The organism is Sphingopyxis sp. DBS4 (assembly GCF_024628865.1).
In the GTDB taxonomy this organism is placed as follows: Bacteria; Pseudomonadota; Alphaproteobacteria; order Sphingomonadales; family Sphingomonadaceae; genus Sphingopyxis.
On record NZ_CP102384.1, the window covers coordinates 4,316,579 to 4,340,018 of the forward strand.

General features: G+C 66.6%; 20 protein-coding genes. 9 read left to right on the plus strand and 11 right to left on the minus strand.

Annotation, left to right across the window (positions count from 1 at the left end):
• Nucleotides 1-75: 75 nt before the first annotated feature.
• From NP825_RS20645 to NP825_RS20655, 3 genes are all read right to left on the minus strand, one after another.
• Complete coding sequence (locus tag NP825_RS20645) at nucleotides 76-786, minus strand: RlmE family RNA methyltransferase (protein WP_257547243.1); 711 nt, start codon at nucleotides 784-786, stop codon at nucleotides 76-78.
• Nucleotides 783-1,886, minus strand: a complete 1,104-nt coding sequence (locus NP825_RS20650; protein ID WP_257551579.1) for a Ppx/GppA phosphatase family protein — start codon at nucleotides 1,884-1,886, stop codon at nucleotides 783-785. The genes NP825_RS20645 and NP825_RS20650 overlap by 4 nt, the downstream gene beginning before the upstream one ends.
• Nucleotides 1,887-2,106: 220 nt before the next feature.
• Nucleotides 2,107-2,502 (minus strand): glycine zipper 2TM domain-containing protein, encoded by a 396-nt coding sequence (locus NP825_RS20655; protein WP_257547245.1) that lies wholly within the window; start codon nucleotides 2,500-2,502, stop codon nucleotides 2,107-2,109.
• Nucleotides 2,503-2,665: 163 nt separating this feature from the next.
• Between NP825_RS20655 and NP825_RS20660 the strand changes: the two genes are divergently transcribed.
• On the plus strand, nucleotides 2,666-3,652 hold the full coding sequence (locus NP825_RS20660) for an esterase-like activity of phytase family protein (protein ID WP_257547247.1): 987 nt from the start codon (nucleotides 2,666-2,668) through the stop codon (nucleotides 3,650-3,652).
• Nucleotides 3,653-3,689: 37 nt separating this feature from the next.
• On the opposite strand, the gene rpmB is transcribed toward NP825_RS20660, so the two are convergent.
• Nucleotides 3,690-3,983: a 50S ribosomal protein L28 gene (gene rpmB / locus NP825_RS20665; RefSeq protein WP_257547249.1), complete on the minus strand. Its 294-nt coding sequence runs from the start codon at nucleotides 3,981-3,983 to the stop codon at nucleotides 3,690-3,692.
• Nucleotides 3,984-4,111: 128 nt separating this feature from the next.
• Here rpmB and tadA point away from each other — a divergent pair, with 128 nt between their 5' ends.
• A complete protein-coding gene (tadA, locus tag NP825_RS20670) occupies nucleotides 4,112-4,567 on the plus strand; it encodes a tRNA adenosine(34) deaminase TadA (RefSeq protein ID WP_257547251.1) in 456 nt (151 codons plus the stop codon).
• A 195-nt stretch (nucleotides 4,568-4,762) separates the two neighbouring features.
• Here tadA and NP825_RS20675 read toward each other — a convergent pair whose 3' ends face one another.
• On the minus strand, nucleotides 4,763-5,467 hold the full coding sequence (locus tag NP825_RS20675; protein WP_257547253.1) for an NAD-dependent deacylase: 705 nt from the start codon (nucleotides 5,465-5,467) through the stop codon (nucleotides 4,763-4,765).
• A gap of 161 nt (nucleotides 5,468-5,628) precedes the next feature.
• Here NP825_RS20675 and dapB point away from each other — a divergent pair, with 161 nt between their 5' ends.
• From dapB to NP825_RS20695, 4 genes are all read left to right on the plus strand, one after another.
• Complete coding sequence (gene dapB / locus NP825_RS20680; protein ID WP_257547255.1) at nucleotides 5,629-6,354, plus strand: 4-hydroxy-tetrahydrodipicolinate reductase; 726 nt, start codon at nucleotides 5,629-5,631, stop codon at nucleotides 6,352-6,354.
• Between the two features lie 26 nt (nucleotides 6,355-6,380).
• Nucleotides 6,381-7,559: a M48 family metallopeptidase gene (locus NP825_RS20685; RefSeq protein WP_257547257.1), complete on the plus strand. Its 1,179-nt coding sequence runs from the start codon at nucleotides 6,381-6,383 to the stop codon at nucleotides 7,557-7,559.
• Entirely contained in the window at nucleotides 7,556-8,212 is a 657-nt protein-coding gene (nth, locus tag NP825_RS20690; protein ID WP_257547259.1) for an endonuclease III, read from the plus strand. Before NP825_RS20685 ends, nth begins: the two co-directional genes overlap by 4 nt.
• Before the next feature lie 281 nt (nucleotides 8,213-8,493).
• Nucleotides 8,494-9,864 carry a M20/M25/M40 family metallo-hydrolase gene (locus NP825_RS20695; RefSeq protein WP_257547261.1) on the plus strand — a complete coding sequence of 457 codons (1,371 nt, stop codon included), beginning with the start codon at nucleotides 8,494-8,496 and terminating at the stop codon, nucleotides 9,862-9,864.
• 255 nt (nucleotides 9,865-10,119) lie between these two features.
• On the opposite strand, the gene NP825_RS20700 is transcribed toward NP825_RS20695, so the two are convergent.
• Nucleotides 10,120-10,713, minus strand: coding sequence for a TetR/AcrR family transcriptional regulator (locus NP825_RS20700; RefSeq protein WP_257547263.1), 594 nt, complete (start codon nucleotides 10,711-10,713; stop codon nucleotides 10,120-10,122).
• 33 nt (nucleotides 10,714-10,746) lie between these two features.
• On the opposite strand from NP825_RS20700, the gene NP825_RS20705 reads away from it, so the two are divergent.
• From NP825_RS20705 to NP825_RS20715, 3 genes are read left to right on the plus strand one after another with little or no spacing between them, the layout of a single operon-like run.
• Nucleotides 10,747-11,913 carry an aromatic ring-hydroxylating dioxygenase subunit alpha gene (locus NP825_RS20705; RefSeq protein WP_257547265.1) on the plus strand — a complete coding sequence of 389 codons (1,167 nt, stop codon included), beginning with the start codon at nucleotides 10,747-10,749 and terminating at the stop codon, nucleotides 11,911-11,913.
• A complete protein-coding gene (locus NP825_RS20710; RefSeq protein ID WP_257547267.1) occupies nucleotides 11,910-13,130 on the plus strand; it encodes an FAD-dependent oxidoreductase in 1,221 nt (406 codons plus the stop codon). The genes NP825_RS20705 and NP825_RS20710 overlap by 4 nt, the downstream gene beginning before the upstream one ends.
• Nucleotides 13,127-14,731 (plus strand): NAD(P)/FAD-dependent oxidoreductase, encoded by a 1,605-nt coding sequence (locus NP825_RS20715; protein ID WP_257547270.1) that lies wholly within the window; start codon nucleotides 13,127-13,129, stop codon nucleotides 14,729-14,731. Before NP825_RS20710 ends, NP825_RS20715 begins: the two co-directional genes overlap by 4 nt.
• Here the strand turns inward: NP825_RS20715 and NP825_RS20720 are convergent.
• The 5 genes from NP825_RS20720 to NP825_RS20740 all read right to left on the minus strand — a co-directional run bounded on the left by NP825_RS20720 (nucleotide 14,693) and on the right by NP825_RS20740 (nucleotide 23,357).
• Nucleotides 14,693-16,039, minus strand: coding sequence for an APC family permease (locus NP825_RS20720; protein WP_257547272.1), 1,347 nt, complete (start codon nucleotides 16,037-16,039; stop codon nucleotides 14,693-14,695). The genes NP825_RS20715 and NP825_RS20720 overlap by 39 nt on opposite strands.
• 4 nt (nucleotides 16,040-16,043) lie before the next feature.
• Complete coding sequence (locus tag NP825_RS20725; RefSeq protein ID WP_257547274.1) at nucleotides 16,044-18,563, minus strand: TonB-dependent receptor; 2,520 nt, start codon at nucleotides 18,561-18,563, stop codon at nucleotides 16,044-16,046.
• A 149-nt stretch (nucleotides 18,564-18,712) separates the two neighbouring features.
• Nucleotides 18,713-20,308 (minus strand): tetratricopeptide repeat-containing sulfotransferase family protein, encoded by a 1,596-nt coding sequence (locus NP825_RS20730; protein WP_257547276.1) that lies wholly within the window; start codon nucleotides 20,306-20,308, stop codon nucleotides 18,713-18,715.
• Nucleotides 20,309-20,310: 2 nt separating this feature from the next.
• On the minus strand, nucleotides 20,311-21,897 hold the full coding sequence (locus NP825_RS20735) for a thioredoxin domain-containing protein (RefSeq protein WP_257547279.1): 1,587 nt from the start codon (nucleotides 21,895-21,897) through the stop codon (nucleotides 20,311-20,313).
• 56 nt (nucleotides 21,898-21,953) lie between these two features.
• Nucleotides 21,954-23,357, minus strand: a complete 1,404-nt coding sequence (locus NP825_RS20740; RefSeq protein ID WP_257547281.1) for a M48 family metalloprotease — start codon at nucleotides 23,355-23,357, stop codon at nucleotides 21,954-21,956.
• Nucleotides 23,358-23,440: the final 83 nt, after the last annotated feature.

The following is a 23,440-nucleotide window of genomic DNA, read 5'->3' on the forward strand; positions in this document are numbered from 1 at the left end:
CACCTGCCCCTCCACCACCTTCGGTGGTCCCCCTCCCCGTGCCGGGGAGGAGCGGCGACGGCCGCCGTCCGGCCGTCAGTCCGCGTCGCCGTCTTCCTCGCGCCGCCCCTTGAAACCCTGCGCGATCACATAAAGTTCGGGCGATCCCTTGCGGCTTGCGGGCGGCTTGGCGTGTTTCACGGTAGCGAAATTCTGCTTGAGGACGGTCAGCAGTTCGCGGTCGGCGCCGCCCGCGAACACTTTCGCGACGAAAGCGCCGCCGGGCTGCAGGGTCTGTACCGCGAAATCGGCCGCGGTCTCGGCAAGCCCGATGGTGCGCAGATGATCGGTCTGCGGATGGCCGACGGTGTTCGCCGCCATGTCCGAAATGACGAGATCGGGGGCGCTGCCCAGCGCCTCGATCAGCGCGTCGGGGGCGGCGTCGTCCATGAAATCCATTTCGAGGATCGCGACGCCTTCGATCGGTTCGCAGGCGAGCAGGTCGATTCCGGCAACGCGCGCGCGCGGATTGGCCTTGCGCACGACCTGCGACCAGCCGCCCGGAGTGATCCCCAGGTCGACCACCGCGCGCGCTTTCCTGAGCAGGCCGAATTTCTCGTCGAGCTCGATCAGCTTGAAGGCGGCACGCGAGCGATAGCCCTCGGCCTGCGCGCGGCGGACATAGGGGTCGTTGAGCTGGCGCTGGAGCCAGCGGGTCGACGAGGCGGTGCGCTTGCGCGCGGTCTTGACCCGCACATGCAGGCCGCCGCGTCCGCCGCCGCTCTTGCCGCCCTTGCCACCGCTCATTTGCGATGCTCGCGCCGGGTAACCGGAATGTCGCGGCCCTGCATCGCCAATGTGCGCAAGATGCCCTCGCGGATGCCGCGGTCGGCAACGCCGACGCGCGCGGCGGGCCACAGGTCGATGATGCTCTCCAGAATCGCGCAGCCCGCAACCACCAGGTCGGCGCGCTCGCGTCCGATGCAGGCAATCTCGGCGCGCGCGTCGAGGCTCGCCTCGGCGAGGCGGCGGCTGATGTCGCGCATCGCGGTCGCGGGAACGGTGATCCCGTCGACCGCGCGCCGGTCGTAGCGCGGCAGCTCGAGAAAGACGCTGGCGAGCGTCGTCACCGTGCCGCTGGTGCCGAGCAGGCGCAGCGGCAGGTTCGCGAAGCGTTCGGCGCGGTCCGCGAAGGCGGCGAAGGCGCTGCGGGTCACTTCGCGCATCCGGGCATAACTTGCCTGCCGCGCGGCCAGGCTGTCCTCGCCCGGCGCGGCATGTTCGGTCAGCGACACGACCCCCCACGGCACGCTGATCCAATCGTGGATCTTTACGTCATGGTCCGACACGTCGACATGCATCAACTCGGTCGAGCCGCCGCCGATGTCGAAGATCAGCGCCGGGCCTTCGCCGGGTTCCATCAGATTGTGGCAGCCGAGCGCGGCGAGTCGCGCCTCTTCGGCAGCCGAGATGATGTCGAGGACGATGCCCGTCTCGCGCCGGACGCGCGCCGCGAGCTCGGTGCCGTTCACCGCGCGGCGGCACGCCTCGGTCGCGACCGCGCGCGACAGGGTGACGTGGCGTCGGCGCAGCTTGTCGGCGCAGATGGCGAGCGCGGCAACGGTGCGGTCCATTGCGGCCTCGCTGATCCGTCCGGTCGCGTGCAATCCTTCGCCCAGCCGTACGATCCGCGAAAAAGCGTCGATGACGACGAGTTCGCCCTCGTGCGGGCGCGCGATCAGCAACCGGCAATTGTTGGTGCCAAGGTCGATCGCGGCATAGCTGCGGGGCCGGACGACCGGCACGGGGCGGGGCGGAGTTTCCCCTTTCTGTCTTCGGCTCGCCGGTGGGCCCATTTTCGAACCCGGCCGCGGCGATCGCCCTGAAGGCGCTGCCATTTGCCGCATGGCTATGTTGACCTGTCTCTGACTCACGCATCCGCCAATTTGCGGACGTGCACTTGCGCGCGAACCTAGGCCCCGGCGGGCGCGATGGCAACCCCGCCCACCGACAGCAAAGCCCCGTCCGGCGCGGGCCGGACGGGGCGAAGGGGGGAGAGTCTTTTATTGGGGGTCGGGTCTGCCTTGATGGTGGCAGCCGTCATTCCCCTTTAAGGGGGCGGGCCCTTTAACGGCGGCAGCCGTCGTTGCCCTTGTCGATGGCGCGGCCGGCGATGGCGCCGACGGCGCCGCCGATGATCGTGCCGACGGTCCGGTCGCCGCGGCCGGCGATCTCGTGACCCGCCAGGCCGCCGGCGATCGCGCCGATGATCGTGCCACCGGTGCCGTTGTCGCACTGGCGATAATTACGATAGTTGCGGCGATCGTTGCCACGGTAATCGCGGCGGTCGTAACTGCGATAGTTGCGGCTATCATAGCGGCGGTTGTCGCGATTGTAGCGCGCGTCATAGCTCGAATAGCCGTCGCGGCTGTAATAGCCGTTCTGCGCCGCGGCGGGCGTAGCAAGGCCCAGCGTCGCGGTGGACATCAGGGCGGCGATCGAGAGGGTCACCATCTTTTTCATCGTCGTTCTCCTTCTTTCGTCGTCAGGCCCTTGGGGTCTTTGGATCGATGATGCCCTTCTGCCCGATTCGCTTTGAGTGAAGCCTGAACATCGCTGTCGGCTGCCGTTCATCTTGGGGGGAGGCATCTTGCCGGGCCCGGCCGCGCGTCCTATCGCCGCGCCGATGCGCCGTCTCCTGCCCGCCGTCCTGATCTTCGTTGCGCTCGGCCCCGTGCCCGGCACGCGGCACTATCGTCCGCCGGTCGATCTCACCTCGCAGCAGATCACCGCGCGCCCGCTCCGTTATCCGGCGGGGGAGGCGGGTATGCTCCGCTTCGTGCGCGGTTGGCGCCTCGTCAGCCCGAACGACGCATTCGGTGGATTTTCGGCGCTCGCGATCCTCGGTCCCGATCGGTTCCAGCTTGCGGCCGACAATGGCTATTGGGCACGGCTGACGCTCGCCGCCGACGGCGCGGTATCGGATGCGCGCATCGGCATGTTTCCGCCCGGCTCCGGCCCGACGCAGCGCAAGTCGCAACGCGACGTCGAATCGATGGCATTCGATCCCGCGAGCGGCAAAAGCTGGGTGGCGCTCGAGGGGCTCAATCAGGTCTGGCGGCTCGATCCGGCGCTGGAGCGCATCGAATCGCGCGCGCGCCTGCCGCGGCCGCGCTGGCCGGTCAATCGCGGTCCCGAAGCGATGGTCCGCCTCGCGGACGGGCGCACCGTCATCTTTTCCGAAGACGCCGACGACGATCCGCGCGGCCGCGAGGCGCTGCTCTTCACCGGCGATCCCGCCGAGCCGGGGACGAAGGCGGTTCGCTTCTTCTATGATTCGCAGGGGAAGGGGCTGGTCAGCGACGCCGCGCCGCTGCCCGACGGGCGCATCCTGCTCGTCCACCGTCGGCTCGGGCTCGATCCCGTCTTCACGACGATCCTCGGCGTCGTCGATCCCGCCGCGATCCGGCCGGGCGCGCGGCTGACCTCGCGGACGATCGGCCGCGTGCCCGCGGCGCTCGCCGACAATTACGAAGGCGCGGCGATCGAGCGCCGCGACGGGCGCACCTTCCTGTGGCTCGTCTCGGACAATAATTTCAATGGCTGGCAGCGCAGCCTGCTCGTCGCGTTCGAGCTCGTCGGCTTGCCGGACAGCAAAAAGGCCGCGCGGTAATCCGGCGGCCTGATTGCATCGGCGATGCGAGGAAGCGTTAAGCGGCCTTTTCGGCCAGCTTCTTCGCGACATCCTTCTTGACCTTGCGGGCGTTCGCCGAAAGCTGGTCGTCGCCGGCCTTGAGCAGCCAGTTGTCGAGGCCGCCATTATGCTCGACCGTGCGCAGGCCGTGGGTCGACACGCGCAGCTTCACGCCCTTGCCGAGGGCGTCCGACAGCAAGGTCACATTCTGCAGATTGGGCAGGAAGGTGCGCTTGGTCTTGTTGTTGGCGTGGCTGACATTGTGGCCAACCTGGCGGCCCTTGCCGGTCAGTTCGCAAATGCGCGACATGATCTTCTTCCTCGAATCAATGGGCGGCGTCCGGGGTGGGCCAGAAGGCACCGAAAGGACCGGATGGGCCGGGAAAGGCGCGCGCTTATCGGCTTGCCGGAGATTCGTCAAGCGAATAGGGCGCTTTTATGCCCTCGTTTCCGCTCCCCGAACCGATGCGCCGCGCGCTCGACCTCGCGCGCATCGCCGCGGAATGGGGCGAAGTGCCGGTCGGCGCGGTGATCGTCAAGGACGGGCAGGTCGTCGCCGAAGGCCACAACCGCCCGCGCGAATCGCACGACCCGACCGCGCACGCCGAAATCGTCGCGATTCGCGCCGCCGCCGCGAAGCTCGGCAAGGAACGGCTCGACGGCTGCGACCTCTATGTGACGCTCGAACCCTGCGCGATGTGCGCGGGCGCCATCGCCCATGCGCGAATCGCGCGCCTCTATTATGGCGCCGACGATCCCAAGGGCGGCGCGATCGCCCACGGCCCGCGCCTCTTCGCGCAGCCGACGGTGCATCACCGACCGGAAATCTACGAGGGCATCGGCGCGGGCGAGGCTTCGGGCTTGCTCCGGGATTTCTTCGCCGCGCGGCGTTGAGGAAATCTCACACAAAGACACAAAGAGGGTCGCTTCATCATAAACCGTTCGCCCTGAGCTTGTCGAAGGGCCGTTCTTTTCTTTGACGCTGCAAGAAGAACGGTGCTTCGACAAGCTCAGCACGAACGGATTTGAAAGAGACATCCTCTTTGTGTCTTTGTGTGAGACAAAGCGGAGCGAACCGACCCGCCGGCCTCATCCGCCCAGCATCGCCACCACCCACGCCGGCACCAGCACCGTCGCCGGTCCCTGCCGCGCTTCGTCGAACCAGTGGCTCCCCTCGCTCGGCTCCATGTTGAGCTCGAGCGTCCGCGCCCCCGACGCGCGCGCTTCGCGGACGAAACCCGCGGCGGGATAGACCGCACCCGAGGTGCCGATCGACACGAACAGGTCGGCGCGGTTCAGCGCGTGATAAATCTCGTCCATCCGGTACGGCATCTCGCCGAACCAGACGATGTCGGGGCGCAGACTTCCCGCGGCCTGGCACGCCGGACAGGCGGGCCGATCGAGCAATGCTCCGGCCCACGGCATCCGTGCGTCGCAGATCGTGCACCAGGCGTTCAGATGCTCGCCGTGCATGTGGATCAGCCGCTTCGCCCCCGCGCGCTCGTGCAGGTCGTCGACATTCTGGGTGACGATCAGCAGCTCGCCCGGCCATTCGGCATCGAGCCGCGCCAGCGCGCGATGCGCCGCATTGGGTTCCCTGGTCTGGATCGCCGCGCGCCGCTCGTCATAGAAGCGCAGCACCAGGTCGGGATCGCGCGCGAAGGCTTCGGGCGTCGCGACATCCTCGACGCGATGCTGTTCCCACAGGCCCCCGGCGTCGCGGAAGGTGTCGATGCCGCTCTCGGCCGACACGCCCGCGCCGGTCAGGATCACGATATTCTGGATGGTCTTCATGGGCCCTCTCTATCGGGCCGCATCGACAGCTTCATCCCTTTTTCGTCACCCGGCGAAGGCCGGGATCTCGACCTCACTTATAACCACGGATGATGACCAGCGCATCTCGACTTCGCGCGACCCGAGGGGCTAAGGGGAGAATGGATAGGGGACAGCGAGTCATGACCAGCATCGGCATTATCGGCAGCGAAGGGCGGATGGGCGTCGCACTCGCCGCCGCAATTTCGGAAGCCGGGCAGCGCAGTTGCGGCATCGACAAGGGCGGCAATATCGTCCGGCTTGCCTCGGACGCCGACGTTCTCGTCGATTTCTCCTCACCCGTCGCGCTCGAGGCGACGCTCGACGCCTGCGTCGCGGCGAAAACCCCGATCGTGATCGGCACCACCGGGCTCGAGGAGCGCCACCATTATCTGATCGACGATGCCGCGCAGGACATCGCGGTGCTCCAGACCGGCAACACGTCGCTCGGCGTCACGTTGCTCGCACATCTGGTGCGCGAGGCGGCATCGCGGCTCGATGCCGACTGGGATATCGAGATCGTCGAGATGCACCACCGGAACAAGGTCGACGCACCGAGCGGCACCGCGCTGCTGCTCGGGCAGGCGGCCGCCGAGGGGCGCGGGATCGACCTTGCGAAATGCTCCGAACGCGGCCGCGACGGCGTCACCGGCGCGCGCGGCCACGGCAAGATCGGCTTCGCGAGCCTGCGCGGCGGCACCGTCGCGGGCGACCATGACGTGATCTTCGCGGGGCCGGAGGAGATGATCACTCTCGGCCATCGCGCCGAAAACCGCATGATCTTCGCGCGCGGCGCGGTGAAGGCGGCGCTGTGGCTGGTCCGCCAGAAGCCGGGGCGCTACACGATGCCGCAGGTGCTCGGGCTCTGAACCCGGCGAACATGGGGGAAAGACAGATGGCGTTCGATCCGGCGACCGCAACCAAAGCCTATATCGACGGCCTCGGCCCGGCGGCGCTCGCCAAGGCGGAAGCCTATACGACCGGCAACGAATGGCTGCTGCTCTGGGGTCTCGTCGTCTCGGCGGTCGTCACCTTTCTCTTCGTCCGCTTGCGCATCCTCGACCGGATCGACGCGCGGCTCGCGAAGCGCGGCTGGGCGCTGCGGACGTGGCTGCTCTGCGCTGCTTTCTTCCTGCTCTCGACGATCCTCACCCTGCCGTGGGACATCTACACCGGCTGGGGGCGCGAAACTGCCTATGGCCGCACCAGCCAGCCGCTCGGCGACTGGCTCGGCCAGTCGGCGATCTCGACGCTGCTCACCGCGCTCCTGGGCGGGCTTTTCTTCCTCGGCGTCTATGCGCTGATCCGCCGCACCGGGCGGCGCTGGTGGATCTGGTCGGGCGGACTCGCCGCCGCGGCGATCGCGGCCTTCCTTCTCGTCTCGCCGATCCTGATCGAGCCCCTGTTCAACGATTACAAGCCTGTTCCCGCCGGGCCGGTGCGCGATGCGCTCGTCGAAATGGCGGCAAAAGCCGACATTCCCGCCGATCGCATCTACATGTTCGACGGATCGCGCCAGTCGAACAATTTCACCGCCAACGTCTCGGGAATCGGCCATTCGGCGCGTATCGCCATTTCGGACGTTGCGCTCGGCAAGGCCTCGCTCGACGAGGTGCGCGCGGTGACGGGGCACGAGATCGGCCATTATGTGCTTGGTCATATCTGGCGGATGGTGTTCGTTTTCGCGGGGCTCGCGATCCTGCTCTTCTTCGCCGCCGACCGGCTCTTTCCCCGCCTCGCGCGATGGTTCGGCAGCGATGCGGCCATCGGCGATCCGCGCGGCTTTCCGGTCCTGATCTTCTTCCTCTCGCTCTTCGGTCTCGTCACCCTGCCGCTCACCAATACGCTGATCCGCGTCGACGAGAGCGAGGCCGACCATTATTCGCTGAAGACCGAGAACCGGCCCGACGCGCTTGCGACCGCGCTCGTCAAGACCGCCGAATATCGCAGCCCGCGCCCCGGCGCGGTCGAGGAGGTCATCTTCTACGACCATCCGTCGGTCGAACGCCGCGTGCGCGCGGCGATGGACTGGAAGGCGGCGCATCCGCCGGCGAACGCACCCGCGCCGAAATGAAGAAAGCCGACATCTTCGAATTCTATCGCTGCCTCGCCGAGCTCAACCCGAGCCCGGAGACCGAGCTTCAATTCGGCAACACCTATCAGCTTCTCGTTGCGGTCGTGCTGTCGGCGCAGGCGACCGATGTCGGAGTGAACAAGGCGACGCGCAAGCTGTTTCAGGAGGTGAAGACGCCGCAGCAGATGGTCGACCTCGGCGAGGACGGGCTCAAGCAGTACATCAAGACGATCGGACTGTTCAACGCCAAGGCGAAGAATGTCATCGCATTGAGCGAAATCCTCGTGCGCGACCATGGCGGCTACGTGCCCGCCGACCGCGACACGCTCGTCGAATTGCCGGGGGTCGGGCGCAAGACCGCCAATGTCGTGATGAACTGCGCCTTCGGGGCGGAGACTTTCGCGGTCGACACCCATATCTTCCGGGTCGGCAATCGCACGGGCCTGGCTCCCGGCAAGACCGTGCTCGCGGTCGAGAAGAAGCTCGAAAAGGAAACCCCGGCGCCCTTCCGCGTCGGCGCGCACCATTGGCTGATCCTCCACGGCCGCTACATCTGCAAGGCGCGCACTCCCGAATGCTGGCGCTGCCCGGTGATCGACCTCTGCCGCTACAAGCCGAAGACCCCGGCGCCGAAAGCGAAGAAGGCGGCGTAGTCCGAGCTCCGAAACGGCCGCGTCTTTGGCGTGGAAAGCGGCCATTCCCCTCTTCGTCATTCCCGCGAAAGCGGGAACCCAGGGCGTGCGTCGGCTGACCCCACACTGGGTTCCCGCTTTGGCGGGAATGACGAAGGTAAGGGATGCGGAAATATGAATTTCCGTTCGCCCCGCGCTTGTCGAAGGGCCTTTCTTCCGTCAGCATGGTGAAGGTCAAAGGACGGGGCTTCGACAGGCTCAACCCGAACGGATCGAAACAGAGTGTAAAAGGGGTCGACGATATGCGTTTAGCTGCTGCTTTTCTTGCTTCCGCCGCCATGCTGGCCGCGGCGCCCGTTCACGCCAAGCCCGCCGATACCGCGACGGCGAAGAAGATCCTCATGGACAGCGTCGCGATCCCGACGGTCGAGGGGCGCGGCAAGGTGCCCGAACTGGCTGCTTACTATGCAAGCGTGCTCAAGGCCGCGGGATACAGCGACGCGGACATCGAAATCACCCCGATCGGCGAGACCGCGACCTTCGCCGCGACGCTGCAGGGCACGACCAAGGCCAAACCGATCCTGCTGCTCGGCCATATGGACGTCGTCGAGGCCGATCCCAAGGACTGGACCCGCGATCCCTTCGTGCCGGTCGAGGAGAATGGCTATATCTTCGGCCGCGGGTCGGAGGACAACAAGTTCGACGTTGCGATGATGGTCGCGACGATGGCCGAGCTCAAGAAGGAGGGGTTCAAGCCGAAGCGCTCGATCATCCTGCTGCTTTCGGGCGACGAGGAAACGGCGATGACGACGACGCGCGCGCTTGCGGCCAAATATAAGGACGCCGAATTTGCCTTGAACGGCGATGGCGGCGGCGGGCTGATCGGCGAGGACGGCAAGGCGAAATATTACGGGCTGCAGGCGGGTGAAAAAACATACGCCGACTATGTGCTCGAAGTGACCAACCCCGGCGGCCACAGCTCGCGTCCCGGCGCGGTCAATGCGATCGTCGAACTGTCCGAAGCGCTCGCCAAGGTCGGCGCCTATCGCTTCACGCCGCAGCAGAATGAGCTGACCAAGGTCGGAATGCCGATCGTCGCCGATCAGGTCGGCGGCGACATCGGCGCTGCGCTGAAAGCCTTTGCTGCCGATCCGACCGACGCCAAGGCGATCGCGACGATCCGCGCCGATCCCGAATATGTCGGGCAGATCGGCACGACCTGCGTTCCCACGCTGGTCAAGGGCGGCCACGCCGAAAATGCGCTGCCGCAGCGCGCGACCGCGAACATCAACTGCCGCATCTTCCCGGGCGTCAGCATCGAGACGGTGCGCGCCGAGCTCGAAAAGGTGATCGGCGATCCCGCGGTCAAGGTGAACACCGACCCCGACGCCACCGCGAGCGACGCCTCGCCGCTGCGCCCCGACGTGGTGGCGGCCGTCACCAGGGCGGTTCATGCGCGCTTCCCCGGCCTGCCGATCATCCCGTCGATGAGCGCGGGCGCGACCGACAGCCTGCATTTCCGCGCAGTCGGCGTGCCGAGCTATGGCGTCGCGGGGCTGTTCAGCAAGGCGAGCGACAGCTTCGCGCACGGCCTCAACGAACGCGCGCCGGTCGCCGCGATCCCCGGCGCCCTCGCGCATTGGGACAGCCTGCTGCGCGACCTGTCGAAATAAGTGTCGTGCCCCTGCGAAGGCAGGGGCCCATCACCGGCCTTCGGTTTCTTCCCAGCCGGTCGTTCAGAACGCGATCGCGGGTGATGGGCCCCTGCCTTCGCAGGGGCACGGGCTAGGACGGGTCGACATTCAGGAGATGGCGAGTCGAAAATGGCGGATTTTCGTGACCTGGAGCGCAGCGTGCTCATGGCACGTGAGCACCGGAAGCACGAAAGCCGCCATTTGCAGGCCGCCAGAACTGAATGTCGATCCGTCCTAGGGTAGCAACGCCCCCACCGCGCGCTCGACCATCTCGACCGCCGCCTCGGCGCCGAAGCTTGTCGAGTCGAGCGACAGTTCGAGCCACAGCCCGTCGACCATCGCGGTCAGCAGGATTGCGAGCCGCCCGGCGTCGGCGGCGCCGCACGCGGTCAGCAGATTGGCCAGTCGTTCGCGATAGCCCGCGTAACTTTCCGCGTGAATCGCCGCCATCCGCGCGTCGCTCCGTGCGAGCGCCCAGAAGGCGGTCCAGGCGCCGAGCAGCTCGGGATCGGTCACTGGCGGACGGAAGCTCGCGGTCAGATAGGCGGTCAGGCGGTCACGGGGATCGTTGCCCGCGTCCGCGACCGCCTCCGCGAAAATCGCGTCCATCCGGTCGCTCGTCGCGGCGTATGTGGCGGCGATCAGATCGTCGATGCCGTCGAAATAATGGCGCAGCAGCCCCGGCGATACGCCCGCTTTGGCGCAGATCGCGCGGACATTTGTCCCCGCGAGCCCCTGTTCGGCGAGCACCGCCGCCGTTGCGTCGATCAGGTCGGCACGGCGGGCGCCGGCGCTTTCGCGCGTAAAGGCTTGGCGAGCGGGTTGCATATTGTTATACATTTGTACAACAAGGAACGATATATGGCAACTGCACGGCTTCGCGATTCGAATATCGACCCGCTCGATGGCTGGTCGCTGCCAGCATGGACCTATAGCGATCCGGATTTCCACGCCGCTGAAATGGAGCGGATCTTCCGTCCGAGCTGGCAGATCGTCTGCCATGACAGCGACATCCCGAATGCAGGCGATTGGCACAGCATCGATATGTGCGACGAGAGCGTGATTCTGGTGCGCGGCGCCGACCGCATCGTCCGCGCCTTCACCAACGTCTGCCGCCACCGCGGGTCGCGGTTGGTCGATGGCGCCGCGGGCTGCGCGAAGAAGCTCGTTTGCCCCTATCACGCCTGGACCTACGAACTTGACGGCCGGCTGACCGGCGTTCCCGATTCGGCGAGCTACCCGACGCTCGACAAGGGCAAGGCAGGACTCGCCCCGGTCGGGCTCGAGCAATGGCGCGGCTTCTGGTTCGTGCGGCTCGATGACGACGGCGGCCCGTCGGTCGCGGCGATGATGGCGCCCTATGAGGCGATGATCGCCCCCTATCGCTTCGAGGAACTCGGTGCCCTCGGCCGCGTCACGCTGCGCCCGCGCGCGGTCAACTGGAAGAATGTCGGCGACAATTATTCGGACGGCCTGCACATCCCCGTCGCCCACCCCGGCCTGACGCGGCTGTTCGGAAAAAGCTATGGCGTCGAGGCCGAGGCCGGGGTCGACCGCATGTGGGGCGACCTGATCGACCGGCCCTCGGCGAACTGGTCCGAACTCATGTATCAGCGCCTGCTGCCGCCGGTGCCGCATCTGCCGGAAGCGAACCAGCGCCATTGGCTCTATTTCAAGCTGTGGCCGAACATCGCCTTCGACATCTATCCCGATCAGGTCGATTTCATGCAGTGGCTGCCGACCGGGCCGACAAGCTGTCTGATCCGCGAAATCTCCTATGTCCTTCCCGATGCGCGGCGCGAAATGAAGGCCGCGCGCTACCTCAACTGGCGCATCAATCGCCAGGTCAATGCCGAGGATACGGCGCTGATCACGCGCGTGCAGCAGGGGATGCAGTCGAAAAGCTTCACCATGGGGCCGCTCAGCGACAAGGAGGTCTGCCTCAGGCATTTCTGTTCGCGGATGCGCGCGATCATCCCCGAGGCGCGGCTGGAGCAGGCGCCGGCCGCAGGGTGGAGCCGCCGGTGAGCACCGCCGCGCCCGTCGTCATCGTCGGCGGCGGCCCCGCGGGCATGGTCGCGGGGCTGCTCTTCGCGCGCGCCGGCGTGCGCGTCACCATACTCGAAAAGCACAAGGATTTCCTCCGCGATTTCCGCGGCGACACGGTGCATCCCTCGACGCTCGAACTGTTCCACGAGATCGGCCTGCTCGACGCGCTGCTGAAGGAATCGCACGCCGCGATCGACACCATGACGCTGAACCTGCTCGGCGGGCGCTACACGGTCGCGACGATGAAGCATCTGCCGGTCGCCGCGCCGTTCGTCGCGATGATGCCGCAATGGGATCTGCTCGATTTCATCGCGGGGGAAGGGCGGCGCTATCCGACCTTCGACCTCCGCATGTCGACCGAGGCCATCGGACTGACCCATGACGCCGGTGGTCGCGTCAGCGGGGTGACGCTCGCGAATGGCGACGTGCTTTCCGCGCGGCTCGTCATTGCCGCCGACGGGCGCCGGTCGGTACTGCGCGAAGCCGCCGAGCTGCCGCTCGACGATCTCGGCGCGCCGATGGACGTGCTCTGGTTCCGCGTCCCCGTTCCTGCGGGCATGGACATGGCGGAGGTCGCGCTCGGCACGATCGACAAGGGCGGGATGGTCGTCGCCATCCCGCGCGGCGATTATTGGCAATGCGCGCGAATCATCGAGAAGGGCAGCTTTCCGCCGATCGAAGCGCGCGGCATTGCGGCCTTCCGCGATGAGATCGTCGCCATCGTTCCCGGCCTCGCCGCGGGTATCGAGGCGATCCGCAGCTTCGACGACGTCAAGCTGCTCTCGGTCGCGCTCGACCGGCTGACGCGCTGGTCGCGCCCGGGCCTGCTCGCGATCGGCGACGCGGCGCACGCGATGTCGCCGGTCGGCGGCATCGGCATCAACCTCGCGGTGCAGGATGCGGTCGCCGCCGCGAATATCCTCGCGGCGCCGCTTTCCGCCGGGGCCGATCCCGATCCGTTGCTCGCCCGGGTGCAGGCGCGCCGCTGGAAACCGACGACCCGGATGCAGGCGCTGCAGCGCTTCGCGCACCAGCGCGTCATCGAACCGATGCTGCGCGGAGAGGTCACCCGCGTGCCCTTCGCCGTCCGCCTCCTCGACGCCATCCCGCTGCTCCGCCGCATTCCGGGCCGCATCCTCGGCCTCGGCTTCGGCCGCCAGCATGTCCAATCCCCGCTTGCGAAAGACTTTTCATGACCAAAGCCTATGACGCGCTGATCATCGGCGCCGGCCACAACGGTCTCGTCTGCGCCTTTTATCTCGCGAGGGCGGGACTGAAGGTGCGTATCGTCGAGGCGCGCGACGTCGTCGGCGGCGCCGCGGTGACCGAGGAATTCGCGCCGGGCTTCCGCAATTCGGTTGCGAGCTACACGGTCAGCCTGCTCCAGCCAAAGGTGATCGCCGACATGAAGCTCGCCGATCACGGCTATCGCGTCATCGAGCGGCCAATCAGCAATTTCCTGCCGCAGGAGGATGGAACCTATCTGAAGCTCGGCGGCGGGCTCGAGCGCACGCAGGCCGAATTCCGCAAGTTCAGCGCGCGCGATGCCGAGGTACTGCCGCATTATTACGACGCACTCGAAAATGTCGCCGAACTGCTCCGCGACCTCGCGCTGCGCGTGCCGCCGAATATCGGCGAAGGCCTGCGCACGCTTCTCGATGGCGCGCGGCAGGGACGGCGCTTCGCGACGCTCAGCCTCGAACAGCAGCGCGACGTGCTCGACCTGTTCACCAAATCGGCGCGCACGATGCTCGATAGCTGGTTCGAAAGCGAGGCGGTCAAGGCCGCGTTCGGCTTCGACGCGGTGGTCGGCAACTACGCCAGCCCCGACACGCCTGGCAGCGCCTATGTCCTCCTCCACCACGTTTTCGGCGAGGTGAACGGCAAGAAGGGCGCGTGGGGCCATAGCGTCGGCGGCATGGGCAGGATCACCGAGATCATGGCGAAGGTGTGCCGCGACATGGGAGTCGAGATCAGTCTCGAAAGCCCGGTCGCGAAAGTGCTCGTCGATGGAAACAGGGCAGTCGGCGTCAAGTTGGTGGGCGGCGAGGAGATTGCCGCGGCGCGGGTGATCGCCAATGTCGGACCGAAATTGCTCTACGAACGCATGATGGATGCGGCCGACCTGCCGCAGGATTTTCAGCGCCGCATCAAGGGTTTCAAGGCGGGCAGCGGCACCTTCCGGATGAATGTCGCGCTCAGCGAACTTCCCAGATTCACCTGCCTGCCCGAACCCGGCGAGCATCACCAGTCGGGGATCATCCTCGCGCCGACGCTCGACTATATGGACCGCGCGTTCCTCGACGCGAAGCAGCATGGCTGGTCGAAGGCGCCGATCGTCGAGATGCTGATCCCCTCGACCGTCGACGACAGCCTCGCGCCGCCGGGTGCCCATGTCGCCAGCCTCTTCTGCCAGCAGTTCGCGCCCGAATTGCCCGATGGACGGGACTGGGACGATGAAGAGGAAGCCGCCGCCGATTGCATCATCGACACGGTCGAGAAGCACGCGCCGGGCTTCCGCGCCAGCATCGTCGGCCAGACGCGCCTCAGCCCCAAGGGGCTCGAACGCAAGTTCGGCCTGATCGGCGGCGACATCATGCACGGCAATATGAGCCTCGATCAGCTTTGGGCGGCGCGGCCGGTGCTTGGCAACGGCGGCTATCGCGGGCCGGTGAAGGGTCTTTATATGTGCGGTGCGGGCACGCATCCGGGCGGCGGCGTCACCGGCGCGCCGGGGCATAATGCGGCTGAGGTCATTCTACGCGACCGGGGCTTCTTCGCGCCCCGCTGGCGCTGAGCGCCGCATCGCGAGATAGATCGGAAATCCCGCCGCGGTCATCGCGGCGCTCCACAGGCTCGCCTCCAGCCCGGCGCCATAGAAGGCCCAGCAGCTATAGACGAAGCCCGCGATCGTCGCGGCGGCGAAACCCGCCGAAACCCGGATCGCGCCCCGCCGCTCGAGCAGCAGCGCGGCGAGCGAGCCGACGATATAGAGGATGATCGCGGTCGAGGTCGTCACCTTGACCATGAAGGCGAACAGGTCGGCGAGCCCGCGCGAATAATTGGCATAGACGATCGCGCTCGCCAGCCCGCTCGATACGATCTGGGTGATCCAGGGTGAGGCGAAGCGATTGTCGCGCGCGAAGGCGGCGGGAAGCAGACGGCGGTGCGCAAGGTCGCGCGGGATATCGCCCTGCAGCAGTACGAAGCCGTTGAGCGCGCCGAGCGCGGCGATCGCGGCGAACAGCGCGACCACCTGTCCGGCGCCGGGGCCGACGAGCCGCGCGAAGAAGGTCGCATAGGCGGCGTTCGATTCGTGGAGCGCCGCGACCGGCACCAGCAGCGTCACCGTCGTGCACGACAGGAGGTAGAGGAGCCCGACCGCCGCAGCCGCGATCACCGTCGCGCGCGGGATCGTGCGTTCGGGATCCTTGACGCGGTCGCTGACGACGCACGCGCTCTCGAAACCGAGCAGCGCGAAAAGCGTCAGCGTCGCCGCGCCGCTGACCCCCGACAGGCTGAGCGGCTCGGTTCCCGCCATCGTCGGCGGTGGGGCCGCACCGCTGCCAAGCGCCCAGGCGCCGACGAAGACCGCACCCACGACGGGGATCAGCTTGAGGGCGAGGGTGAGCATCTGCGCGCCGCCCGCGCGGCGGACACCCCCGAGATTGACGAGCGTGAAGAACCAGATGCAGCCGATCGCGATCCACGCCGGCGCCGCGCCCTTTTCGCCGAGCCAGGGCAGCAGGATCGACATGTTGCTGATCGCCGCGACCGCGAGCGTCGCGACGACTGTCCAGCAGCTTATCCAATAGCTCCATGCAACGATGAAGCCGGTGCCGGGGCCGAAGGCGGCGGCGCCATAGGTGAAGGCGGCACACCCCTCGGGAAGCCGTCTCGCGAGCCTCGCGAATACGACCGCTAGGCACAGCGTGCCCGCGATCGACACCAGCCAGCCGACGATCGCGTTCCAGCCGAGCGGCGCGAGATCGCGCGGGAGCAGGAACACCCCCGACCCGATCATATTGCCCATGCCGAGCGCGATGCACATCGACAGGCCGAGCTTCTGGCCCGGCCCCTCGGTGCTGGCGACGGTGGCGGTCACCTGATCAGAACTTGGCGCCCAGCCGCGCCCCGATCGTCTGGGGCTGGTTCACCAATATCTGCACCCGGCCGTCGCACTGGCCGCAGTTGGAGAAGCGCGACAGTTCGGCGCGCTCGTCGAACGCGTTCTGGAGGAACAGTTCGAAGCTGTAATTGCTCCAGTCGAAGCCGAGCGCGAAATCGACCGTGGTCGATCCCCGGATTCGCCCGAGCGCGTTCGCCGTCGGGACGCGGATATCCGGCGTGGCCGAACTGCGATGCGCGATCACCGACTGGAAGTGCATTTCGCCCGGCCCGACCGGGAATTGATAGCGCAGCGTCGCGTTGCCGTTGAACTTCGGCGTCACCGGCAGCCGCGTGCCCTTCTCCGCGGCGATCGAATTGCCCGGGTCGGTGCATTGATAGGTCGGGTCGTCGATCTCGCACAGATTGTTGCGGGTCCTGGCGTCGGTATAGGAGGCCGCGGCGGCGATCGTCAGCCCCTGAATCGGCCGGATGTTGACGTCGGCCTCGATCCCCTTGATCCGGGCGTTCGGACCGTTGTGGATCTCGGTAAAGCTGTTCTCGCCGAGGAAGGAGAATTGGAAGCGCTTCCAGTCCTGCAGATAGACGGCGGCGTTGAGCCGGACCATTCCGCCCGCCAGCGTGGTCTTGAGCCCCAATTCGTAATTGGTCAGGAAGTCGGCGGCATAGGGCGCGATCGTCCCGCGCCGATTGATCCCGCCGGGCCGGAAACCGCGCGACCAGGTCGCATAGGCGAGGATATCCTCGCTCGGTTTCCACGTCAGGTTCAGGCGGTGCGTGAAGCCGGTGTCCTTGGTGCGCTTGGGCACCAGCTTGCCGTTCACATAATCGGCGAGGTTGGTGCAGGGGCTGCCCTCCACCGTCGCCGGCAGCAGCGTCCCGTCCGGATTGTCGCGCAATATCTCCCCGGTCGTCGTGTAGCAGCCGGCGACGCCCGTCCGCGAACTGGCCGCGCCATTATAGGGCGGGCCGTCGGGATTGCGGCCGAAGCCGAAGAAGCCGATCAGGCTGTTGTCATATTTATAATAGCGCCCGCCGCCGGTCAGCGTGACGGTCGACGTGATGTCGAAGCTCGCTTCGCCGAAGACCGCATAATCCTTGTCGACGCGTTTCTGTTCGGTCAGCCACAGCGTTCCGGGATGGCCGTTGACCGACAGCGCGTCGGCGAGGCCCGGAATGATGTAGTCCTGGTGGATATGGTTGCTCTGGCGCTGGTAGAAGAGTCCGGCGACGACGCGGAAGCGCTCGTCCTGCGGTGACGCGATGCGCAGTTCCTGGCTCATCTTGCGGAAATGGTCGGTGCCGATGATATATTGCCGCGGGTCGATGGTATTGCCGGCATTGTCCTGAAGATAGAAGCATCCCCGAAGGCCGCTGCACACGAAATCGCCTTCGTAGGTGTAGTTCGCGTAAAGCTGGTCATAGGCTTCGGCATAATCGGTATAATCGTTGATCTGATAGGCCTTGCGGTCGAGATAGGCGCCGGCATAGGTGATGTCGAAATTGCCGATCTTGCCTTCGATCGTCAGCGCCGCCTGGATGAACTTGTCGGTGCGCTTGTCGGGGTAGAAGCGCTGGACCTGGAGGTCGCCGACCTTGGGGTCCTGATAGAAAGTGCCGTGGCTCGTCTGCTTCTGATAGAGCAGGGTCGGGGTGACCGTCCAATTGTCGTCGAGATCGACCTTCAGCGCGGCGCGGCCGCCATAGACTTCGGCGTCGTTGAAATTCTTTTCGACGAACGCGTTGTTGTTGACGGTGATGCCCGGCTGGTTGCCGACCAGATTCCCGCCTTCATCGAGGATCGGCGCGCCGAGGAAGCTGCGCGTCCCCGGCACATTGTCGATATAACCGGCGTCCTTCTGATACCAGCCGACGAAGCGCACCGCCGCCATCGGGCTGATCGGCGCATTGAGCATGCCTTCGAGCCGGCCGCCCATGCCGCCATGCTTGATGCTGTTGATCTCGCCGTCGACGCGGCCCTCGAAGGCCGAGGGATCGGGCTTGTTGGTGATGATGCGAATCGTGCCCGCCTGCGACGAGGCACCGTAGAGCGTGCCTTGCGGCCCCGCGAGCGATTCGATGCGGGCGATGTCATAGATATGGACGTCGAGGGTGCCGCCGATCGTCGTCACCGGCTGTTCGTCGAGATAGACGCCGACGCTGGGCAGCGAGCCCGAATGATTGCCGTCGCCGCCGCTCGCGACGCCACGCATATAGACGGTGGTGACGCCCGGCTGGCTCGACTGGAACGAGACGCTCGGCAGGAGCTTGGAAAAATCCTGGAAATTCGCGACGTTGAGCTGGTCGAGCTTCTTGGTCCCCAACGCCTGGATGCTGATCGGAACGTCCTGAAGATTTTCCTCGCGCTTCTGCGCGGTGACGACGATCTCGTCGCCATAATCGGTCTTCGAGGCCTCCTGGGCCCAAGCCGTTCCCGATGTCAGGATCGTCGAGGATAGTGAAGCCAGCAGCAGCGCGCGGCGTGAAACATGGACCCGCATAGAAAAGCCCCCCTCTTTGCCCGTTTGTCGCCGTTTGTGCGGCGCGGGAAAGAGGGTGTCGCAACATGGGGGGGATCGTCAATCGGACATGTGAAATCGGCTCCGCGCGGCGGCGGATTCGCGGTCACTATGACAAAATTGCAACAGGCTCAGGCGGACGCCGGATAATCCGCCAGAACCGGCCCCAGCGCCTCGACCAGCGGCCCCAGCCACGGTTCCATCGCGCGCCACTGGTCCACACCGTCGCGGTTGATAGGCCGCCGCACCTGCTCAGAACTCGCGGTGCGCACCGCGCGGTCGCTCTTGTGGAAATCGAGGCAGGACGGCTCGAACGGCAACCCGAGATAGGTCAGCAACGCCCGCACCTCGCCTTCCAGATCGGCGATCACCCGTTCGTGAAACACGCGGTGGACGTGGCCGGGCAGCACATGATCGAAATGGTCCATCAGGCCGACATAATCGGCATAATAGCGCCCCATGTCGGACAGGCTGTAGCTGAACGCCTGCCCGCGCGCGAAATGCTGTTTGAAGTTGGAGAAACAGCAATCCATCGGATGGCGGCGCGCGTCGACGATCCTGGCGTTCGGCAGGATCAGCCGGATGAAGCCGGTGTACAGCCAGTTGTTCGGCAGCTTGTCGATATAGAAGGGCTTGTCGCTTTTGCGTTGGACCTGGGTGTCGCGCAGATATTGCTCGCCGAGTTCGCGGGCCTGGTCCGCGGTCAGGCCGGCGACGCCGCCCATACCGCGCGCCTTTGCGTATAATTTGGGGATGTCGGGCAGTTCCATCGTGCCCTCGACCAGCGAGTGGCTCGACAATATCTGCTCGATCAGCGTCGACCCCGCGCGCGGCATACCGACGATGAAGATCGGATCGGGGGCGGGGGCGCCATGGCCGCTGCGCGCCCTGAAAAATTCGGTCGTGTAGAGCGTCCGGGCATGATCGACCGCGGCGCGCGTTTGATCGGCGTCATAGTCGAGCAGCGTCCGTCGCAGCGCGTTGCCCCGGTCGTAATGGGCAAAGGCGGCCTCCGCCCGCTGTCGCTGTTCCTCGGCCCGGCCCAGCGCGAAATGCAGGTGGAAGCGGTCTTCGGGAGTGATGTCGCCGCGGTCCAGCGCCGCCTCCATCGCCGCGACATCGGCATCGTCGAAGCGCAGCGTCTTCAGATTGGCGAGGCTCCACCAAACCTCGCCCAGCGCCGGGTTGAGCGCCAGCGCCTGGCGATAGGCGGCGACGGCATCGGCCTGGCGCCCGACCGTCTTCAGCATATGGCCATAGGACATCCAGATTTTCGGCTGTTTGCCAGCGTTTTGCAAAACCTGCTGATAAAGTTCGAGCGCCTCGTCAAACTCGCCGACGCGGCCGAGCGCGGCGGCTTTCAGATTGGCGTTGCCGAGATTGCCGGGGTCGGCCTGTTGCAGCGCGTCGAGTTCGGCGATCGCTTCGGCCGAGCGGCCCTGGCGATGCAGGACGGTGGCGAGGTTCGACCGCGCGGCGAGGAAATCGGGCGCGAGTTCGAGCGCGCGGCGCAGCAGCGCTTCGGCATCGCGATAGCGCTCGATCCGCCCGGCGAGCTCGGCGAGCATGCGGATCGCGGCGACATCGAACGGATCGCGCTTCAGATGCGCCTTGAGCACGGGCTCGGCATCGTGGAGCCGCCCTTCGACCAGCGCGAGTGCCGCTGCCATCAGTTCGGGATTGCGGACCCCGCGCGCGATCGATGCCTGCGCCCGGTCCGCCTTCATCCTCAATCTTTCTTCCGCGCCTTGGCGATCGCCTGCCGAAGCGCGTCATAGCCGACCTGGCCCTGGAAGAGCTGGTCGCCGACGATCCACGTCGGGGTGGCGTTGAGTTGAAGCTGGGTCGCGAGCGCAAGGTTCGAATCGATCTCGCGCTGGAACAGCGCCTCGTTCGCGGTCGCGTCGGCGCTGCCGTCGGTGACGACCCCCGCCTTCTGCGCCGCCGCGGCGATCGCCGACGGGTCGAGCGAGGAGGCGGCGAACATCGCGTGGTGGAAGGCGTCATATTTGCCCTGCCGCGCGGCGGCGAGCGCCATGATTGCGGCGTCGCGGCTCTGCGGCGAGATGATCGGCAATTCGCGGAAGACGACTTTCAGGCGCTTGTCCTCGCGGATCAGCCGGTCGACGTCGGGCACGCTCGCGCGGCAGAAACCGCAGGCATAGTCGGTGAAAACGACCAGCGTGACGTCGCCGTCGGCATTGCCCGCCCATGCGCCGGCATAGGGCTTTTCGAGTGCGGGACGCACCGCATCGACCGCCTTCGCCATTTCCTTGTTCCGCTGCGCCTCAAAGGCTTCGGGGATCATCTCGGGGTGCGCGCGGATATAGTCGGCGACGATGGTTTCCACTTCGCTCTTGCTCATTCCGCCGCCGAAGCGACCGCCGAGCCAGAAGACGGCGCCGAGCAAAAGCAGAGCGCCAAGCGCCATCGCCCAGAGCGGCGCGGAGATGGCGTTTCCGGGCGCCGCGGCGCGCGGCACGGGGCGATGCGGCATACGGTCGTCGGGTTCGGGGCCGGAGATCGAGGGCGGCGGCGTCGCGGCGGCGGCCTTTGCTCTGGCGGGTTTCGCGGGCGACGTCGCGGCGGCGGCAACCGCCCCGCCGGTGAAGAGCGGCAGGTCGGGCGCGGCCGCTTCGGCGACGCCTGCTTCGGCCTCTTCGCGCGCGAGTAGCTGTTCGAGGCCCGAGGGCGGCGGTCCGGCCTCTTCGCGCGGCGTGGGGCGCAATTTGGTCGCGGCTTCGCCGATCTGTTCGCGCAGGCTCTCGCTGCCCGCCTTGGCGACATGGCTGATCCCGGCCCTGGTCTTGCCCGCAACCTCGCCGATGCCGCGCCCGGCTTCGCTCGACAGTCTGGCGACCTTGTCGCCGAGCGCTATCTTGTCCCAGGTTTCGCCGCTCGCTTTTGCCGCGGCGCGGCCCGCTCTCGCCGATCCCCGCCCGATGGCGCTTGCGGTGCGCGCCGTCAGTGCGCCCGTCCTTGCGGCCAGTTCGCGCGAGCGGCGCGGGATTTCCATCGCCTCGACGCGCGCGGGAATGTCGGCGCGTTCGCCGACCCCGATCGTCCAGTCGGCGAAGGCTTCGGCGCCGTCCCGGACGCGGTCCCAGAGCCTTGCGGCACCTGCCTTGATCGCTTCGGGTTTCACCAGCGGCGCTTGCGGCTTTTCGGTGGCCTTGTAGCGCGCGAGGTCGATTCCGATGGGCGGCTCGTCCTTGGGCTTGGCCAAGCCTTCATCGCGCGCGGGGGCCGACGCTTCGGGCGTCGGGGCCGGGTCGCGCAGCCACGGCTGGTAATAATCGTCTTTCTTTTCGGTCACTTGTCGCCCTTGTGCATCGCTCGCGACGATGCGTCCCTATCGTATCTCGTTTGAATCTAGCGCTTTTTGCGTTCGCGTTCCACCTCGGCGCGCGACACCAGTGCAATATCCTGTGCGCGAATCCAGTCGGGCGACCCTTCGGGCAAGCCCTGCATCGCCGTTTCGGCATTACGCAGCGCGAGCCCCGACTGTCCACCTTCCAGATTATAGCGTTCGGCCGAAGCGAGCGCGGCGCGCGCCTGATCGCCCTTGTTCGCATAGACGATGCCAAGCTGATACCAAGCGAAAGGATTTTGATTGTCGAGCGCGACCGCGGTTTTCAGCACCTTCTCCGCCTCGGCGAAATTGGCGGGATCCTCGGTCGCGATCAGCGCGTGGCCGAGCGTCGCAGCGATCAGCGGCTGCGAGCGCGAATTGGCGACCGCCTCGCGCAGCGGCGGGATCGCATCCTTGGGCCGCCCCGATTCGAGCAGCACCTGTCCCTCGAGTTCGAGGAAATAGGGGTCGTGCGGATCGGTCTTGAGCAGTCCTTCGACCTCGCCGAGCGCCTTGTCGGGATAGGCGCTCTTGTGCCATGCATAGGCGCGGGCGTAGCGCGCCGGGATACTGGTGTCGGTCTCTGGATATTTGCGCAGGGTCCGGTCGGGATCGGCGATATAGCCCGACAGCTTCGCCTTGATGCGCTGGAAGCGCGCCTCGATCTTCGGGTCGGCGGGCTTGTTCCACGCGGGATCGACGACATAGGCCTCGCGCAGCGTCTGGATGCGGTCGCCCGACATCGGGTGAGTGCGGCCATAGGCCTGCTCGTCGTCCTGCTTGACGCCATAGCGGAACTCGAGATTCTGCAGCTTCTTGAAAAAGGCGAGGCTGCCGCGGCCGCTGATTCCGGCCTTCGACAGATATTGCGCGCCCGCGGCGTCGGCGGTCGCTTCCTGGGTGCGGCTGAAGGCCAGATATTTGCCGAGCGCCGCCTGCTGGCCCGCCATCATGATACCCATGCCGGCGTCGCCACCGCCCGCGGCGATCGCCGCGGCGCCGAGCAGCAGGCTGAGCAGCGAGATTCCGGTCGCCGTCTTGGCGCCTTCGCTCGCGCGAATCGCGTGACCGCCCATGATATGGCCAAGTTCGTGTGCGAGCACGCCCTGCACTTCCTCGGCGCTGTCGGCGGTTTCGATCAATCCGCTGAAGACGTAGATGTCCTGGCTGCCCGCGACGAAGGCGTTGATGCTGCGGTCGCCGAGCAGATGGACCTGCACCTGTCCGGGACGCAGCCCCGCCGCAACGAGCAGCGGGTCCATCATGTCCTGGAACAGCGCCTCGGTCTCGGCATCGCGCAGGATCGATTGCGCCGCCGCGGGGCGTGCCGAAATCACGATCATCGCGACGATCGTCAGCAGAAGGCGAAAAAGCGCGCGCCATCCTTGCGCGTGGAAAGCGCTGTGCGGGGAAAGGGCGGTCATCGCCGCCTCTCTCTCTCGCCGCGCGTCTGAACCTCGACTGAAGTCATGGAGGCTTATTGGGGCGCAAGGTGCGCAGGTGCAAG